Origin of the sequence: Lactiplantibacillus modestisalitolerans, from assembly GCF_005405425.1 — a bacterium.
GTDB classification, from domain to species: domain Bacteria; phylum Bacillota; class Bacilli; order Lactobacillales; family Lactobacillaceae; genus Lactiplantibacillus; species Lactiplantibacillus modestisalitolerans.
On record NZ_BJEA01000010.1, the window covers coordinates 95,689 to 112,678 of the forward strand.

Genomic DNA, 16,990 nt, shown 5'->3' on the forward strand with positions numbered 1-16,990 from the left:
ACCGCTTTATTTTAAAAATGAGGCCTTATTGGGTGCACGCGTTTAGGCGTTCCTTCATGACGTGGTAAACCCGTTCCGTATCAACGGAAGTTCCCCGTAATTCGTAATCTGCAATGAAGTCGGTATCTAATTGTTCAGCGTAGCGCCGGGCGGTCAAGCAGTATTGATCGTTGAAGTTCTTATTACCGCTCCCAACGACACCTAAGCAGTAGCGTGAATTTTGATCATAGTTCAGATATTCACCTAACGCGTTGGTCATTAGTTCCTTGACCCCGTTATCGACCCCGTTACCGCCGTCTAAGTAAGTTGGGACAAACGCGAAGTACGGTTTCGTTTCAATCGCAAAGTCGGATTGTTCGGTAATTTCCTTGAGGGTGATCAAAGGATTACTTTCATCCGCCGCGTGCTGGGTTTTGGCATAGTCCTGCAGGCCAGTCACGAATGAGCGGGTGTTACCCTCGATGGAGATGTATATAATGTTAATCGTTGATTCACTCACAATTAGTTCCTCATTTCTGTTTGACGTTGTCTTTAGTTTACGCTGGCAAACGGGCTTTTGCAAACAACTTCAACTAATCATTGGGTTAACTAAATCTAAAACCAAAAAGTGCCAGTTGTCGGGGTTACTAATACGGCAGAGTAGGTGTCATTTGCTGAAACTAGATAAAAACGGCTTGCCAACCAAGCTGGTTGACAAACCGTTTTGACCGCGATTAATCTGCTTCGGAATCGGATTGATCCGTAGTTGTCGGCGGCGTTGCCGGCGTTTTACGACTAACCTCGAAATAGTTAATGTAGGCATTCTCAAAATCGAGCGCCTTGAAATTAAAATCACCGATTTGAATCGTATCGCCAGCTTGGATTTTGGGGAAGTTATCCAAAATGTACCCGGTTAGGGTGACCACGTCAGAATCCTCAAATTCTTGTAAGTCGGCTTTAAAGTAACGTTCAAAATCATAAATCGTCATTTTACCACTAATGTGATAAGTCCCGTCGGCCTGTTTATCAATGTACTCATTGGAGACGTTGTCGATTTCATCGTTAACCGTCCCAAAGAGCTCTTCGTAAATATCTTTATCGGTAACGATTCCGCTAGTCCCACCATATTCATCCACGACGACCACGATTGGCGTTTGCTTATCAATCATCTTTTGGAGAATTTCTTGAATTGGGGTGGTTTCTGGAATCGTGATGATGTTACGAAGGACCTTGTTGACCCGAATATCATCATCGACTTCACCCTGACGGATGAGGTCGTAATTATAAACGTAACCTAAAATCTTATCCTTATCATTGTTGGCCACGACTGGTAGGCGGCTGAACCGCTTTTGTAGGTAAACGCGAATTGCCTGCTTGACCGTATCGTTGATGTCGATCACCACGAGCTGGGTGCGGTCAATCATGATGTCCTTAGCAATCTTGTCGTTGAATTCAAACGCACGTTGCATGTACAGGTAGTCGTCGCGTTCCAGCTCACCGCCGGAGACAGCGTTTCGTGACAAGTTTAAAATTTCGGCTTGGGAATAAACGTCGTTATCTTCGTTGGCAACCGGAATCCCTAATAGTTTGACGACCCGGGCTGAAGAGGCGTTCAATAACCAGACGAACGGATAAAATAGGACGTGAAACCACCTGAGCGGCGTTGTAATAACGGCCATTACTTTCAGTGGCATATCGATGGCAATGTTTTTCGGAACGATTTCCGTTAAGACCACTTCTAAGTAGGTCAACACAAAGACCCCGATGATGATACTGATAGCTCGTAGCACGCCAGTACTAATGGAAAGGTTCATCATGGAAAGTAAGTCTAGAACGAAATGTTCAGTCGTTTGCTCCCCAATCCAACCTAAAATAATCCCCGCGAGTGAAACCCCAACTTGGGTCGTCGACAAGTATTCGTTTAAGTTGTGAACCATGTGCAGTGAGGTGGCGATTCGCTTAGAAGGCTTATCACGCTTTTTTTGTTCTTCTTCGAGGGCGCTTGGGCGAGTCTGGACTAAAGCAAATTCACAGGCCACGAAAAAAGCGGCAACGAAGAACGTAATGACGATAATGACTAAATTTAAAATGATCTGGCCACTGTCCAAAGAAACATTCCTCATTTCATATATTTTGTTACTAACAGTATAACGCGAAGTGACTATTATGATAAGGATTGTTACGATATTTTGCAATCAGTGAAAGATAGTTAACGTTTTCAAAATTTGGTGCTAAACTAAATGTATACCAAATAAAGGGAGATCTTCTGTGATGCCAGTAGAAACGAAAACTAAGATTCATGAGGATTCGAAGAAATTGGTTTATCAAGATAGTGATGTCAAGCAAGCAATGGACTTAATTCGTGATCGTGGTTACGTGACCCGGGTTGATTTTAAGCAAATGGCTGATGAAGATTGGGCGGCAGGTTTTGCCAAGAAAGTGGAAGCTGCCTTCTTAAAGGTTGACGGGGAAGATCCGTACATTTACTTTGAACAATTTGATTTCAAGGGTGGCGACATTGATTCCATCATCTTTGATATGGATCAAACGAAGACGCGAGCGAAGGCCTTAGATCTCTTAGCCGATGCGTTGCATCAAGAAGCCTATTAGTCAATGATAACGGAGGGTTAGCCATGTTCCGACACTTATTTTCTGATCAGCATTTAAAGACGCCCGTTGAAGTATTGCAGCGGGTGCAACGCGATGTGACCCACGTTCTTAATCCGCGGACGGTGATGCGAACGGACGTGGTGGAACACGATGATGATTATACCGTAACGGCGGAATTACCCGGTTTTGATAAGGACGCGTTAACGGTTAAGTTTGCGGATGAATGGTTAACGATTCGGGCTAATAGCCGCACCGCTGGTAGTACTCAGGATGACGGGCGCTGGTTACACCAGGAACGGCGGGCAACCGCGCTTAGTCGGCGCTTCTACTTTGCGGATGTTGATGCGCAAAAGATTCAGGCCCACTACCACGCGGGATTGCTGGCGGTGACCCTGCCAAAGGAAGCGGCGGCAGCTAGTAGTAAAATTGAAATTCAATAGACGGGGAGCCACAGCGCGATGCTTGCGTTTGTGGCTCTTTTTTTAAAAAAAATACCCGAACCGCGACCGGCCGGGTAGACTGATTTATGCTTTAGGTTGTTCCGCGTTTTTATTGGCATCCGAAAGGCTCATTTGAATCGTCCGCGGACGATCCTTAATGATGACAATCGTGCCCTTACCAAGAAAATCCTTCGGGCCGTCGTAAGCTAAGTCGTATTCCTTAGCAAACGAGCCGGCTTTTTGGAGCGTCATGAAAAAAATCTTATCGTCTTCGTAGTCATCGCTAAACATGATGGCAATCGTGTCGTCAATTAAGATCTTTTCTTGGCGCATCGCCTTGAGTCGCTCCCATAGACCAGCAATGACGGCTTGGGGCACCCGTTCCTTCACGTCGTCGGCTACGCGTAATTTTTTAGTCATTTCATACATATTAATCGGAACCTGCTTTTCTAAGATTTATTATTAACCAAACCATCATACCATAATCACTTAGGATTGCACGCCATCCGCATGCTAGGTGCGCCTATTGCTTACTAGTTTACAAGACTAGCTAATCTGGATATAATAGTTTTAAGATATTAGGAGGTGCCCAGATGACAGCTAATGAAACGTACGCCGATTGGCAGGCGCGGATGGCCAAGGTCGTCCTACCAAAGTGGATTGAATTGCCGAATTTTGATTTATACATGGACCAGGTGTTACTACTGATTAACGAAACGCTCCAGCCGCTGGGAGTGGACCCGGTGACGGCGGCGATGATCAATAATTACGTCAAGCACAAGGTAATCATGGCACCGATTAAGAAAAAATATCAAATTATGCAATTAGCCGATATTATTGTGATTAGTTTATTGAAGCCCAGTTACCCGTTAGACCAAATCCGGCAGGGAATTGATCAGGTAACCGCAACCGGCTATCCTAAGCGGGCCTACGATAATTTCATTACGATGCTGACGCACCAGTTACAGCATCCTGACGAGCCGTTACAAGTTTCTGATCAGGACTTGGGTCAAAGTTTGACGAACGCGGCGGCCCGGTTGATTGTGGATAAACTAAGAACTGACGAGTTGCTTCGGTTGAATCGCCGGCGCGTTTCACCCCAACAATTAGAAAAATAAGTCGTTGCTCAAGCGGCGCGTGTGCGTCATTCTGAAAGCTAGGAGAGACTGTGACTTTTGTCGCGGGCTCTTTTTTTCGGCTTGCGGTTAGCGAATTTTGTCCCATTGAACGGGGTAATACTGGATTGCAAACAATTGAAAATTGATGAAATAACGCTACAATTAGTGGCAGATGGGTAGTTATTTTAAGTTCGTAAGGTCAATTGACTAACTTCTAATGGTACAATTGAGATACGGGGGCACGCAAAGGCTTGCGCGGTTCGCGACTTAGGCTTGACAGAAAAGGGGAAATCGCATGAAGGTGTTTATCAGTGACGATCAAGAACCGCAACGTCTCTGGTTAAACGACGTCATTACCAAACAATTGGATGACTTAAATTTTGACTATGAATTGGCACCGGCTTGGCAGCCTGCCGACGTTTTGGCCGCCGTTAAGGCGAGTCGCGGACCGAATTTATACTTTTTAGACATCGTGTTGCAACGTGAAATTAACGGCATTCAGCTCGCATCCAAAATTCGGGATTACGATCCGGATGGGTTTATCGTTTACGTCACGGTTCGAGATGATATGATGCCCGCCACGCTGGACGCGATGACGACGCCAACTGGTTTTATTTCCAAGGCGAATATGTTTGACGTGGTGCACTTTGCACCGCAAGTTCGGCAGGTTCTGGAGGTCATTAAAAAGCGCTTAAATTGCTTGCAGCGGGAAATGGAACCGACTTTGACGATTCAAAGTGGTGCGTTATTATTAACATTGAAATTAAAAGATATTGTTTACTGCGAAAAAGTTCACGGGTTACGGACGACGCGAATCATCACGACTGACCAAGCGTACGTGGTGCATAAAAATTTGAATACGATTAAGGCCCAGCTAACGAATGGGCGCTTTTTCAACGAATTTCAAAGTTATGCGTTGAATTTATCGATGGTCGTCAGCGTTGATTTTAATAAGGGCGTGATTCGGATGATTAACGGTGACCGGCTGACCTTTAGTCGCGGAACAATTAAGAAATTACGCGCTTACTATCAAGCGCAGGAATAGGATGAGCAGATGATAACGGATACCCAATTAGCAACGTTAAAAGCGTACGCTTTGCAGCGCTTGGCACAGGATCGGAGTGGGCATGGTGATGACCACCTCCAGCGGGTTAATCGCTTGGCCCGGCGATTAGCTCAGGCGGAAGGGGTCAATCTCAACTTGACCTTGGCCGCGGCGTGGCTCCACGACGTCATTGATGATAAGTTAATGGCTGATCCACAGGCCGCCCACGCGGCGCTGGCACAAAAATTAACGGCTACGGGGGTGGCGCCCGCTGATCAAACCGCGATTTTTGCAATTATTGATCATATGTCTTTCAGTAAGGGGTTTGCGGGGCAGCAATCCCTTAGTTTGGAAGGACAAATTGTGCAAGACGCGGACCGCTTAGACGCGATCGGAGCAATCGGGATCGCGCGGGCGCTTTACTATTCCGGTCACGTAGGAGAAAAAATTTACGATCCGGCGATTGCCCCACGGATGAACATGACCCGTGAACAGTATCGTAACCAGCCTGGAACCGCCATCAACCATTTTGATGAAAAGCTATTTAAGTTAGAAGGGTTGATGAATACGGCGGCGGCCAAACGGTTAGCGGCGAGTCGGACGCAAGTGATGCGACGCTTCGTTGCACAATTTAAAGCTGAGTGGACGGCTGAAGACCAAGATTAAGCGTACAACTTAAAAAGACCGACTTGCAGGATACCTGACAAGTCGGTCTTTTATAATGGAATAGTCGAAACGTGTTTGGCCCGTGCATTCCCAAGCCTTAGCGACGGACAAGTAACCGGCTGGCTAGGGCGACCAGCAGTGAGAGAACCACGGCGTAACCTAAAATAATGGTGAGCGTGACGCCCCACTGGATGAGTCCCTGCAACCAGGTCGTGATTCCGAGCCAGGTTAACAGGCTTGTGCCCACAATGATGGTGGCGAGGGTACTGTATAATCCCACGGCACTATTTTGATAGTCGGCGGGACTAAGGTCGAAGCCACCCAAAACGATCATTAGGGATAACCCAGCTAGCAAGATCAACCGGCCAACGCTGGTCGGGGTCGTTAGGATCAGGTGCCAACTACCGGTCCAATCAAGGACGGTGGGCGTAGCGGCAAGGTGCATAATGGCCCGCGCGAGTCCCGGCCAGAGCCAGTAATCTAAGCCGAGGAGTGCCGCTGTGCAACCGAAAATGGGGGCGACGCCGATAAACAGGTTGCCAATCACCTGGTAGTAGTTACCAGCTTGCCAAGTGTGATTGACGTAGCCGAGGGCCAGGTCGTCATCGCTGCCCGCGGTTAGGTGGGGGCGTTTGATTAGACGCACGGACTGGATGCCGTGCCGGAAGAGCACCGCGACGATCAAGTGGCTCAGTTCGTGAATCACAATTCCTAAAGCACCGCAATAAACCTGGCTATTAACGCCAAAGCGATTAACGAGGTTGCGCTTGCTGCGCCGGTTGAGAACGGTTAGGAGCCCTGCAAACCCACCGGGAATGCCGATTAGGACGAGTAACGCAACCAAATTATTAAGTAGAATGGCTTTCAAACGGTTACTCCGTTATTTCGCCGAACGTGCCGTGGACGAGCTTTTTTAAATCATTAGCATCAATTTCGATTGAACGACCGATTTTACCGGAAGACACCAAAATTTTGCCCTGTTCCTTAGCCGTGGTGTTGATGTAAATCGGAAACTTCTTAGTTTCCCAAATACCGACCGGGGTGTTCGCACCGTGCTGGTAACCAGTTGTCCGTTCAAGGTCCTTGAGCGGAATCATACCAACTTTTTTGTTACCGGACAACTTTGCTAGTTTTTTATAACTCAGGTGCTCGTCTAAGGGTAAAACACCGACTAACGGGCCAGTTTTATTACCGGTTAACGCCAGCGTTTTATAAATATGGTGTTCATCCACACCGAGGTGGTCGACCTGGAGCTGTTCGACGTCTCCTTCGGTCTCAGTTGGAAATTCATACTGCTGATAAGCGACGTTGGCCTTATCTAAAATTTTTTCAACGAGTGTTTTGCCGAGTTGGGCCTGTTTCTTTTTCTTCTTGGACATGTTTTCACCTTCACTAAAATATAATACGTTCCAATTTAATAAATGGACCGGTTCAATTCGCCAAAAAAGTTTAAATTCTGCTATACTAGGGTTAGTTATCACGAGTAAGGAGGGGTACCGATGGCAGACCTGGTTTATCAACAAGTCATTACCGACCTCAATCAGCGAATTATGGCGAATGAATTTCCCGATAAAAAATTACCGGACGAACGTAGCCTGAGTGATCAATATCACGTCAGTCGTAGTTCGGTTAAGCGTGCGCTCAACGTCCTAGCTAATCAGGGATTGATTTTTAAAAAACGCGGTTCGGGCACGTTTATTAATCCATTATATCTTAAAAATCAATCCTCTTTTAAATACGAAGGAACTAACTTGGGAATCACGGACAGCTTGAATACTGAAGGCGCACAACCTAGTATTCAATTATTAGACTTTCAAGTCATTCCTGCAAGTCAAGAGTTGCAACAGGACCTTTTTTTAAGTCCCGATGAGTTTGTTTACGAAATTAAGCGCCTGCGGTTGTTGGATGAGCGGCCGTTTATGATTGAAACGGGCTACATCCCGATCAAATTAGTACCGGAACTAAATCGCCAAGTGGTGAGTGGCTCGATTTTTAACTACGTCCAACAGACGCTCAACGCCGCAGTTACCAAATCGTTTCTTTCGATTTCGGCGGATGCGTCGAGTGCTAATGACCAGCAACTATTGCAGTTAAAACCAACCGAACCGGTTGGCGTTATGAGCGGAATTTTTTTCTTGGACGACGGTACGCCGTTCGAAGTTTCGAATATGCGGCTCCATTACCGCTATATGAAGTATACGACCTTTGTTTCCACTAACGGGTAGCCAGTTAAGCCGGTATCCGTTTAAATTAAACCAGTCTAAAAAGCGCGTGGCTAGTGCAACTAGCGCGGGCTTTTTATTTGGATTAGTCAATTGGACCGTTCCAATTGACTAAAAGGTTGACTTTTATTAGGGACTTGTTAAAATGGTAGCTGTAAACGATATTGATCGTCTCAAACGAAAGTGCATATTGAAGGAGTGTTTTGATATGGCAACAGATTACTCATCACCAGCATATTTAAAAGCCGTTGATAAGTACTGGCGAGCAGCCAACTACTTGTCAGTCGGTCAACTTTATTTAAAAGATAATCCACTATTACGACGGCCATTAAAGGCCAGTGACGTTAAGGTCCATCCAATCGGCCACTGGGGTACGATTGCTGGGCAAAACTTTATTTATGCCCACTTAAACCGGGTCATTAACAAGTACAACTTGAAGATGTTTTACGTTGAAGGTCCCGGTCATGGTGGTCAAGTGATGGTATCTAACTCCTACTTGGACGGGAGCTATACTGAAACGTATCCCGAAATTACACAGGATGTTGACGGGATGCAGAAACTCTTTAAGCAGTTCTCGTTCCCAGGGGGCGTGGCTTCCCACGCGGCTCCCGAAACGCCGGGTTCCATCCATGAAGGTGGCGAACTGGGTTACTCAATCTCCCACGGGGTTGGCGCCATTTTGGATAATCCGAACGAAATTGCGGCCGTTGTCGTTGGTGATGGTGAATCTGAAACCGGACCACTGGCAACTTCTTGGCAATCAACGAAATTCATCAACCCGATCAACGATGGGGCGGTTCTACCAATTTTAAACTTAAACGGTTTTAAGATTTCTAACCCAACTATCTTTGGTCGGACGCCCGATGCTAAAATTAAAGAATACTTTGAAAGCATGAACTGGGAACCAATTTTTGTCGAAGGTGACGATCCTGAAAAGGTTCATCCAGCGTTAGCTAAAGCGATGGACGAAGCCGTTGAAAAGATTGAAGCCATTCAAAAGAATGCGCGTGACAACAACGATGCCAGCTTACCGGTATGGCCAATGATCGTCTTCCGTGCACCGAAGGGCTGGACTGGTCCGAAGTCGTGGGATGGCGATAAAATCGAAGGCTCTTTCCGGGCCCATCAAATTCCAATTCCCGTTGACCAAAACGACATGGAACACGCAGACGCGTTGGTTGATTGGCTCAAGTCCTACCGTCCCGAAGAATTATTTAATGCGGATGGTAGCCTGAAAGACGATATCAAGGCTATTATTCCTCAAGGTCAAAGTCGGATGGCAGCCAACCCAATCACAAACGGGGGGGTTGATCCCAAGGCATTGAACTTACCAAACTTCCGCGACTATGCTGTTGATACGAGCAAGCATGGGGCCAACGTCAAACAAGACATGATTGTTTGGTCCGACTATCTCCGGGACGTAATCAAGAAGAACCCGGATAACTTCCGGTTATTCGGTCCGGATGAAACGATGTCGAACCGGTTATACGGCATTTTTGAAGCCACTAATCGGCAATGGCTGGAAGATATTCATCCCGATAGTGACCAATACGAAGCGCCAGCTGGCCGAATCTTGGATGCGCAGTTATCTGAACACCAAGCGGAAGGTTGGCTTGAAGGTTACGTCTTAACTGGTCGGCACGGCCTGTTTGCGAGCTACGAAGCCTTTTTGCGGGTCGTTGACTCAATGCTGACCCAGCACTTCAAGTGGTTACGGAAGGCCAATGAACTTGACTGGCGCAAGAAGTACCCGTCACTCAACATCATTGCGTCCTCAACGGTTTTCCAACAAGATCATAATGGCTATACCCACCAAGATCCAGGGGCGTTAACCCACTTAGCTGAAAAGAAGCCGGAATATATCCGCGAATACTTGCCAGCTGATGCGAACACCTTGCTGGCGGTCGGCGACGTGGTTTTCCGGAGTCAGGAAAAGATTAACTACGTTGTAACGTCGAAGCATCCACGGCCACAGTGGTTCAGCATTGATGAAGCTAAGAAATTAGTTGATAACGGGCTGGGCATCGTTGACTGGGCAAGTACTGACCAGGGGAGTGAACCAGACATCGTCTTCGCTGCGGCTGGGACGGAACCAACGCTTGAAACGTTGGCTGCGATCCAGTTATTGCACGAAAACTTCCCAGAAATGAAGATTCGGTTCGTCAACGTGGTCGACATCTTGAAGTTACGCAGTCCTGAAAAGGACCCGCGTGGCTTGTCCGATGCAGAATTTGACCACTACTTTACGAAGGATAAGCCAGTCGTCTTCGCGTTCCACGGCTATGAAGATCTCGTTCGTGACATCTTCTTTGACCGGCATAACCATAACTTACACGTGCATGGCTACCGTGAAAACGGGGACATCACCACGCCGTTTGACGTGCGGGTCGTTAACCAAATGGACCGCTTCGACTTAGCAAAGTCGGCGATTGCTGTTCAACCAGCACTCGTTGACCGTGGCGCCGCCTTCGTTCAAGCAATGGACGACATGCTCGCTAAGCACAATGCCTACATTCGTGACGCTGGGACTGATTTACCAGAAGTCAATGATTGGCAATGGAAAGGGTTAAAATAACCATTAACCGCAATCCAAATTAATTGAATTTAACTGAAACGCCCGCAGGCTATTTAAACCTGCGGGCGTTTTAAGTTACAACTGATCAATTTGCTGTGGTTGCTGGAAAATAGGGGGAAGTGGCGCCGGTACGGTCACCCGGGTAGTGCTAAACGGCAGTTGTAAGTCCAACTGGCGGGCGTGGAGTAATAACCGCGGGGCGGTACCGGCCGCAACGTCGTACAGGGGGTCGCCGATAATCGGGTGACCACTAGCAGCGAGGTGGACTCTGAGTTGGTGGGTGCGGCCCGTATGCAGGGTCAGTGCCACTAAACTATGGTGAGCCGTGGTCGTTAGTACCCGGTAATCAGTGCTGGCTGGTTGCGCATCGGCCGTGTTGATCCAACGCTTGCGTTTATCAGCGGGGTCGTGACCAATCGGCGCGTTTAGCTGTCCAACCGCGGCCGTAAAGTGGCCCCGCACCCATGCCAGGTACTTGCGGTGAATGATTTTTTCACTAATTAAGCGGTCTAAAATGGGAACGACGACCGGATTCTTAGCGACGAGCATTGCTCCCGAGGTCATCTGATCCAGGCGGTGGACCATGTAGGGGGCCTGATGCGTTTTAGCCAGTTCTGGCGCCAAATAATTGAGGATGGACCCGTTTTCGTCCGGTCGGTTGGGGTGGCTCTTAATGCCAGCCGGTTTATCCACCACTAATAAATCGGCAGTTTGGTATAGGATGGTCGGCTGATAATGATTATCTAATAGGTAACTAGAAGTTGGCGTGCGAAAATCACTGGCGATGAAGGTCAGGGCCAGCTGGTCACCGGGATGAACGACTCGTGCAATTGATGTTTGGACACCGTTTAAGTAAATTCGCCGGGTCTGGCGTAATTGGCCCTGGATGCGCTTAGGAATCAACCAAGCTTGTAAACACGCCCGGATGGTGGCCTGATTGAAAGCGGGTGGAATGGTTAGTTGGTAGTGCCATTGTTGCATTTGAAAAGCTCCTTAAAAATTTACACGGCTCCCCGAGTTGAGTTAGATCAATCCCGGAGATCCGTGCAAAAGTGCTAATTTAGGTTGTTTTGAATAAGACCACTGATTATAACGGATTGAAATCCTCTAAATCATAGCATTATTCCGATAAATTGTCCGAATGGGTTTGCTCAGAAGTACTTTTGTCCGACCCAAAAAGAATTTTCATGACGATCACGAGTAGTGAAATGACGGCAACGAGGACCGCAGCCGCAATTAGCACAAAGTCTGCCAACAATATGTAAGAGCGGGTTGCGGTGACCGTTGGCATAATTTGAATTAGTGAAATTAAGGCGCCAAATAGGACTGCCATGGCCGCTGCGTCGAAAAAGCTACGGGCTGCCCGGGAAATGTTTAGGGTGGCCACGCTATTGGCGATGATATTAATAATGGCTAAAACCGTAATTGCAGAAAAAATCGCGCCAGCATAAACCAGGTCGATGTTGATGGTTGTGGCGGTAATTAATTTAGCGGCTGTAAAACAGATTAAAGCAATCAAATAAGTCACAATTCCAATTTTAGTGAACGTTCGTAACGCGCGAATTGATTGCCGATCAACAACCCCCCAAAACACAATTAGTAAGATACTGATAATTAACAGGACTGCTTCCATAAAAATCTCTCCTTTTCCCTCATAGCACTCATTAATTTTAGCATAAAAAATATATAATTATTAATTTTAAAAATGAAACTAAAATTATTTTTGTGCAGTGTGAAATTAGGGGGGTAAAGCCGGTTTTATGGAAAGTCAGGGGATGTTAATGGCCGCATGAATCTTAACTCACAACGCATTAATATGCACTAAAAATAGGCCCCCAGTTATCAAGTTAGACTGAGTGGCCTATACATTATGGTTATCAATTAAAAGCGCCGTAAAAAAAGAGTGCCAATTAACCCTATTTTTCGGGCTTAACAATTAGAACGTCGCAAATCGCGTTTCGACTGACGTAGGTCGTGACGGAACCAACCATTAAACGTTCAACTGCAGATAACCCGGTTGAACCAATCATAATTAATTGATTATGATGATCAGCCGGAAATTCACGCGCAATCACTGGCTTCGGGTTACCAAAGCGAATATGGATATCGACGTCGGTAACACCGGCATCAATGGCCTGTTGCTTGAGGCCTTCTAATCGTTTTTGAACGTCTTCAGATAGTTTATAGATTACGTCACCGCTAACGGCGCCACCATAAGTGTCGCTGAATTGATTAACTTCTAAAACGTTTAAAATATCGAGGTGGGTTTGATTGCGTTTAGCAACTTCAATGCCCCGCTTCAAAACTTCTGATGTCACCTTGGAACCATCAACTGGTACCAGGATGTTTTGATATTGTTGTAACATAATTGCGACCCCCGTTTGGTATGGCAAAGAATAGCTATATTTTAGCATTATTTGGTGGTGCTGTAAGCCATTTAGTCCAGATTCATTGGCAGTGACGTGCTTTTTTTCGATATCATGATTTTAATTCAATAATTTAATTCCAACTTTTTTTTGCGAATTGGTTAGGTTACAGCATTGTTACGATGTTAGTAAAGATTAATTTTATAATGAATTTTAAGAGAAGTGATTTTAGGGAAGTATGGTTTGAAAGCGCTGTATATAAGGCTTAATTGCCTAGATAAGTTAACAAACAAAAGTTTAAAGGCTTTGTAATGATTAGTTGACTAATAGTCAATTATAACAAAAATGTAAATAACTAATTATTAAATATACAATATCGGGTTATCTGAATTGAATGTGAAAAGTCAGCATGCTAACATGTAAATCGTAGTAGTAGGTTTCAGTATTAGTATTTGGGAGTCGGGTTTACCACAATTTATGATGAAAGTTTGGGGAGTTAAAATTGAAGATTACAACAACGAAAAAAATTGTCGCATCGTTGATGCTTAGTACGGCCTTGTTACCAGTTATTAGTGGGAACGCCGCCGTTACGTCGGCATCGGCGCCCGTGACGCAAAGTGCAACGAGTTCAACGCAAACCGGCGCGACGAGTGCGGTTATTGGGAGCCGAACTGCACAAACCAGTAGCAGCCAAACGAGTGCTAGTCAAAATAGTACGAGTCAGACTAGTGCCAGTCAAACTAGCGCAAGTTCGGATTCTACTAGCCAACAGCCGGCAAGTAGCGGATCTGAATCGGCAACGAGTCAAACGTCCGCTAGTCAGCCGACTAGTCAATCTTCAGCGACGAGTAGTAGCAGTCAAGCTGAATCGGCAAGCTCGCAGTCAGCGACTAGTCAGTCATCATCACAGACACAGTCGTCCGCGGCTCAACCGGCTAAGGATGACACGAGCCAGTTACCGCCGTTAAAACACGATGCCACGCTTGGACCGGGTTACTACGGCTTAAATACGTTTATTAGTCCGTTTAGTCGTTCAATTGGGGTTGACCAGCAAGCGTTTTTAAATCAAATTAAGGCTGGCGCCATTGCTGGCTGGCAAAAATACCGGGTATTACCATCAATCACCGCCGCGCAAGCAATTTTGGAAAGTGGCTGGGGTCGCTCACAATTAGCGACCCTTGGAAACAACTTATTTGGGATTAAGGGGAGCTACATGGGTCAGTCCATTAGTTTTCCGACGCAGGAATGGAATGGTCACCAATACGTTACCGTTAACGCCGCGTTCCGGCGTTACCCAAACTGGTCGGCCAGCGTTGAAGATCACGGTGCCTTTCTCAATCAAAATTCACGTTATGGTAATTTGTTAGGTAAGACGGATTACCGGGAAGTTGCTAACTTATTGCATCAGGACGGCTACGCCACGGCACCGAACTACGCCCAATTATTAATTAGTATTATTAATAGTAATAATTTGCATCAATGGGATCAAAGCGTGACGACGCCAGCACCTGCGCCGGCACCTGGTCCAACGGCACCCACACCGGCACCCGCACCAAGTGGGCCCAACGTTACACCAGCTAGTGGTCGGTACACGTTTAGTGCGCAAACAGCCATCCATAGTGCTCCGGATGAAAAATCCGCCGTTGTTGGTACTTATGGTGCGGGCGAAAGCGTCCGTTATAACGGTCGGGTTCAAATTGGCAGTCAGACTTGGCTGCGGTACACCTCCTATTCAGGTGCGACGCGCTACGTTCTGATGAACGCGGCCCCGGTCACGAAACCTACTGAGACGAAGCCAACGGAAACTAAGCCAACCGTCACGGCAACGAGCGGGGTTCATCGGTTTACTCAGACGACGGCCATTAAAGCTGCACCAGATGACGGTTCCGCAACGCTTGGAACTTATAATGCTGGCGAAACTGTTTATTATAATGGACGCGTAACCGCAAACGGCCAAACTTGGTTACGTTACCTATCTTATTCGGGACGGCAACACTACGTGAAAATCGGTGGCGGCGCTCCGAGTCAGCCAGCGCCAGCACCGGCACCCGCACCAAGTGTGACCGCAACGAGTGGTCGTTACCGCTTTAACCGCTACACTTTGATCAAGAACGCACCGAGTGCCAATGCCGCGACTGTCGGTAGCTATGGCGCGGGTGAGAGTGTTTACTACAATGGTAAGGTTAACGCTGACGGTCAGACTTGGCTACGTTACCGTTCTTATTCAGGTGCGACCCGCTACGTTGCAATTGGCGGGGCGTCAGCGGATAGTTCTAATCAGGGCACGAACGCCGGTACGGTTAGTGGTCAACGGGGAAGTTTCCGTTTCTCAACGACGACCCATATTCGGACGGCGCCGAGCCTTCGGGGGGGCATCGTCGGGCGCTACTTCCCGGGTGAAGTGGTTTACTATAACGGAACAGTGCAGGCCGATGGTTATACTTGGCTCCGCTATTTGAGCCGGTCAGGCGCAACCCATTACGTCGCGGTTATTCGCTAAGCCGTTTGGCGTTAAGACTAAGCAATTCAACGTTATTCGGGCAACCCAGTTGCTCGAATAACGTTTGCTTCAAAATTGCAATCGCTTACATTTTATGCTATATTGAGCTTATCGGAAGAGTCACAGGTCAGTACCAAATCGTTACCCAATTGTTGTAACAAACCCGTCAAGTGATAGCTAGTGCAGTAACAGCGTTTCCGCTAATTTCGGATAACTGACTGGCCAGAACTCCATCTATTGATGGCACGCAATGTATCCACGGAGAACGGGTTGCCGCCAATCAGAACGTTCTTGGATGTGGATAGTGACTAAATAGAACTAGGGGAATGAAGAATTCCACTCGAAATTTTTTGTCTGATTCTTCCAAAATTGGACTCACAATGGTGGGTCCTTTTTTAATTCTATTGTATGATAAAAGTAACCTAAATCTGAGGAGCTGAAACTGTTATGTACTATGTTGCGATGAAAGATCATGAAATCGGTCGAAACCTGGCGACCGAGCAATATTTAATGAATAATGTTGAATTTGATGAACCGTTAGTTTTGTTTTATTACGAAGAACCATGCATTATTGTTGGTCGTAATCAAAATACGTTGGAAGAAATTAACGCGGACTATGTTCGGGAACATAACATTACCGTAACGCGGCGTTTGTCGGGTGGCGGGGCCGTTTATCAAGACCTCGGTAACCTCTGCTTTAGTTTTGTGGTGGATAGTGATAGCCAAGAATTTGGGGATTTTAAGACCTTTACACGGCCAATTATTGAAGCGCTTCACGAAATGGGAGCCACGACGGCAACCGTTAGTGGCCGTAACGACCTGTTAGTCGACGGTAAGAAGTTTTCCGGGAACGCAATGTATTCGAAGAACGGGAAGACCTTCTCACACGGGACGTTAATGCTCAATGTCGATTTAAACGTTGTACCGCAAGCGTTGACGGTGCCAACTGATAAAATTGCTTCGAAGGGAATCAAGTCGGTTCGGAGCCGGGTAACAAACTTACGGCCGTTTTTAGCACCTGAGTATCAGAACATCACGGTGCCCGAATTCCAAGAAGCCCTGTTAAAGAAGCTGTTCCACGTGGATGACCTAGCGAAAATTGCGGATAAGGAATACCACGTTACTCCTGAACAACAAAAAGCCATTGATAAAATTTACGAAGACTATTATGCTAATTGGGATTGGGTTTACGGTAAATCACCGGAATTCTCAGTTAAGCGCCGGAAGCACTTTGACATGGGGACAATCGATGCCCGCTTGTTAGTGACGGATGGGCGCATTCAAAATATTAAATTCTTCGGCGATTTCTTCGGTAGTGGTGATGCGCAGGACGTTGCGGATGCGTTGACCGGAGTGAAGTACGATCACGAAACGATTGCGCAAACCTTGGCAACAATCGACTTGAACCGTTACTTTACCGGTATTCCGCGAACTGACATTATCGATTTAATTGCCCAGTAACAGGAGTG

The 16,990-nt window shown here is 46.7% G+C and carries 17 protein-coding genes; 9 read left to right on the plus strand and 8 right to left on the minus strand.

Annotation, left to right across the window (positions count from 1 at the left end; translation table 11 throughout):
• Positions 1-25 precede the first annotated feature (25 nt).
• Both nrdI and FFM79_RS06680 read right to left on the minus strand, forming a co-directional pair.
• Positions 26-499 carry a class Ib ribonucleoside-diphosphate reductase assembly flavoprotein NrdI gene (gene nrdI / locus FFM79_RS06675; protein WP_137642694.1) on the minus strand — a complete coding sequence of 158 codons (474 nt, stop codon included), beginning with the start codon at positions 497-499 and terminating at the stop codon, positions 26-28.
• Between the two features lie 214 nt (positions 500-713).
• Entirely contained in the window at positions 714-2,087 is a 1,374-nt protein-coding gene (locus FFM79_RS06680) for a hemolysin family protein (RefSeq protein ID WP_137642695.1), read from the minus strand.
• Positions 2,088-2,247: 160 nt separating this feature from the next.
• Between FFM79_RS06680 and FFM79_RS06685 the strand changes: the two genes are divergently transcribed.
• A complete protein-coding gene (locus tag FFM79_RS06685) occupies positions 2,248-2,589 on the plus strand; it encodes a hypothetical protein (protein ID WP_137642696.1) in 342 nt (113 codons plus the stop codon).
• Positions 2,590-2,612: 23 nt separating this feature from the next.
• Positions 2,613-3,029 (plus strand): Hsp20/alpha crystallin family protein, encoded by a 417-nt coding sequence (locus FFM79_RS06690; protein ID WP_137642697.1) that lies wholly within the window; start codon positions 2,613-2,615, stop codon positions 3,027-3,029.
• Between the two features lie 84 nt (positions 3,030-3,113).
• On the opposite strand, the gene FFM79_RS06695 is transcribed toward FFM79_RS06690, so the two are convergent.
• Positions 3,114-3,458, minus strand: coding sequence for a hypothetical protein (locus FFM79_RS06695; RefSeq protein ID WP_137642698.1), 345 nt, complete (start codon positions 3,456-3,458; stop codon positions 3,114-3,116).
• Positions 3,459-3,622: 164 nt separating this feature from the next.
• Here FFM79_RS06695 and FFM79_RS06700 point away from each other — a divergent pair, with 164 nt between their 5' ends.
• From FFM79_RS06700 to FFM79_RS06710, 3 genes are all read left to right on the plus strand, one after another.
• Complete coding sequence (locus tag FFM79_RS06700; RefSeq protein ID WP_137642699.1) at positions 3,623-4,147, plus strand: DUF1836 domain-containing protein; 525 nt, start codon at positions 3,623-3,625, stop codon at positions 4,145-4,147.
• Positions 4,148-4,442: 295 nt separating this feature from the next.
• Positions 4,443-5,192 carry a LytR/AlgR family response regulator transcription factor gene (locus FFM79_RS06705; protein ID WP_137642700.1) on the plus strand — a complete coding sequence of 250 codons (750 nt, stop codon included), beginning with the start codon at positions 4,443-4,445 and terminating at the stop codon, positions 5,190-5,192.
• Positions 5,193-5,201: 9 nt separating this feature from the next.
• Complete coding sequence (locus FFM79_RS06710; RefSeq protein ID WP_137642701.1) at positions 5,202-5,858, plus strand: HD domain-containing protein; 657 nt, start codon at positions 5,202-5,204, stop codon at positions 5,856-5,858.
• A 97-nt stretch (positions 5,859-5,955) separates the two neighbouring features.
• Here FFM79_RS06710 and FFM79_RS06715 read toward each other — a convergent pair whose 3' ends face one another.
• Positions 5,956-6,726: a hypothetical protein gene (locus FFM79_RS06715; protein WP_137642702.1), complete on the minus strand. Its 771-nt coding sequence runs from the start codon at positions 6,724-6,726 to the stop codon at positions 5,956-5,958.
• A gap of 4 nt (positions 6,727-6,730) precedes the next feature.
• Positions 6,731-7,237, minus strand: coding sequence for a Cys-tRNA(Pro) deacylase (gene ybaK, locus FFM79_RS06720; RefSeq protein WP_137642703.1), 507 nt, complete (start codon positions 7,235-7,237; stop codon positions 6,731-6,733).
• Positions 7,238-7,357: 120 nt separating this feature from the next.
• Between ybaK and FFM79_RS06725 the strand changes: the two genes are divergently transcribed.
• Together FFM79_RS06725 and FFM79_RS06730 are read left to right on the plus strand one after the other, a co-directional pair.
• On the plus strand, positions 7,358-8,083 hold the full coding sequence (locus FFM79_RS06725; protein ID WP_137642704.1) for a GntR family transcriptional regulator: 726 nt from the start codon (positions 7,358-7,360) through the stop codon (positions 8,081-8,083).
• A gap of 205 nt (positions 8,084-8,288) precedes the next feature.
• A complete protein-coding gene (locus tag FFM79_RS06730) occupies positions 8,289-10,655 on the plus strand; it encodes a phosphoketolase family protein (protein ID WP_137642705.1) in 2,367 nt (788 codons plus the stop codon).
• A 75-nt stretch (positions 10,656-10,730) separates the two neighbouring features.
• Here FFM79_RS06730 and FFM79_RS06735 read toward each other — a convergent pair whose 3' ends face one another.
• From FFM79_RS06735 to FFM79_RS06745, 3 genes are all read right to left on the minus strand, one after another.
• Complete coding sequence (locus tag FFM79_RS06735) at positions 10,731-11,636, minus strand: RluA family pseudouridine synthase (RefSeq protein WP_137642706.1); 906 nt, start codon at positions 11,634-11,636, stop codon at positions 10,731-10,733.
• Between the two features lie 139 nt (positions 11,637-11,775).
• Positions 11,776-12,288 (minus strand): hypothetical protein, encoded by a 513-nt coding sequence (locus tag FFM79_RS06740; protein ID WP_137642707.1) that lies wholly within the window; start codon positions 12,286-12,288, stop codon positions 11,776-11,778.
• Positions 12,289-12,571: 283 nt separating this feature from the next.
• Positions 12,572-13,021 carry a universal stress protein gene (locus FFM79_RS06745; RefSeq protein ID WP_137642708.1) on the minus strand — a complete coding sequence of 150 codons (450 nt, stop codon included), beginning with the start codon at positions 13,019-13,021 and terminating at the stop codon, positions 12,572-12,574.
• 502 nt (positions 13,022-13,523) lie between these two features.
• On the opposite strand from FFM79_RS06745, the gene FFM79_RS06750 reads away from it, so the two are divergent.
• Positions 13,524-15,521: a glucosaminidase domain-containing protein gene (locus tag FFM79_RS06750; protein WP_137642709.1), complete on the plus strand. Its 1,998-nt coding sequence runs from the start codon at positions 13,524-13,526 to the stop codon at positions 15,519-15,521.
• Between the two features lie 447 nt (positions 15,522-15,968).
• Positions 15,969-16,982 (plus strand): lipoate--protein ligase, encoded by a 1,014-nt coding sequence (lplA, locus tag FFM79_RS06755; RefSeq protein WP_137642710.1) that lies wholly within the window; start codon positions 15,969-15,971, stop codon positions 16,980-16,982.
• The last annotated feature ends 8 nt before the right edge of the window (positions 16,983-16,990 follow it).

What these genes read in the sequence shown, in the direction of transcription:
- FFM79_RS06695 (WP_137642698.1), bottom strand. Translation starts at nt 3,458, where the DNA reads ATGTATGAAATGACTAAAAAATTACGCGTAGCCGACGACGTGAAGGAA.
- ybaK (WP_137642703.1), bottom strand. Translation starts at nt 7,237, where the DNA reads ATGTCCAAGAAGAAAAAGAAACAGGCCCAACTCGGCAAAACACTCGTT.
- FFM79_RS06690 (WP_137642697.1), top strand. Translation starts at nt 2,613, where the DNA reads ATGTTCCGACACTTATTTTCTGATCAGCATTTAAAGACGCCCGTTGAA.
- FFM79_RS06745 (WP_137642708.1), bottom strand. Translation starts at nt 13,021, where the DNA reads ATGTTACAACAATATCAAAACATCCTGGTACCAGTTGATGGTTCCAAG.
- FFM79_RS06725 (WP_137642704.1), top strand. Translation starts at nt 7,358, where the DNA reads ATGGCAGACCTGGTTTATCAACAAGTCATTACCGACCTCAATCAGCGA.
- FFM79_RS06730 (WP_137642705.1), top strand. Translation starts at nt 8,289, where the DNA reads ATGGCAACAGATTACTCATCACCAGCATATTTAAAAGCCGTTGATAAG.
- lplA (WP_137642710.1), top strand. Translation starts at nt 15,969, where the DNA reads ATGTACTATGTTGCGATGAAAGATCATGAAATCGGTCGAAACCTGGCG.
- FFM79_RS06735 (WP_137642706.1), bottom strand. Translation starts at nt 11,636, where the DNA reads ATGCAACAATGGCACTACCAACTAACCATTCCACCCGCTTTCAATCAG.
- FFM79_RS06700 (WP_137642699.1), top strand. Translation starts at nt 3,623, where the DNA reads ATGACAGCTAATGAAACGTACGCCGATTGGCAGGCGCGGATGGCCAAG.
- FFM79_RS06710 (WP_137642701.1), top strand. Translation starts at nt 5,202, where the DNA reads ATGATAACGGATACCCAATTAGCAACGTTAAAAGCGTACGCTTTGCAG.
- FFM79_RS06740 (WP_137642707.1), bottom strand. Translation starts at nt 12,288, where the DNA reads ATGGAAGCAGTCCTGTTAATTATCAGTATCTTACTAATTGTGTTTTGG.
- FFM79_RS06705 (WP_137642700.1), top strand. Translation starts at nt 4,443, where the DNA reads ATGAAGGTGTTTATCAGTGACGATCAAGAACCGCAACGTCTCTGGTTA.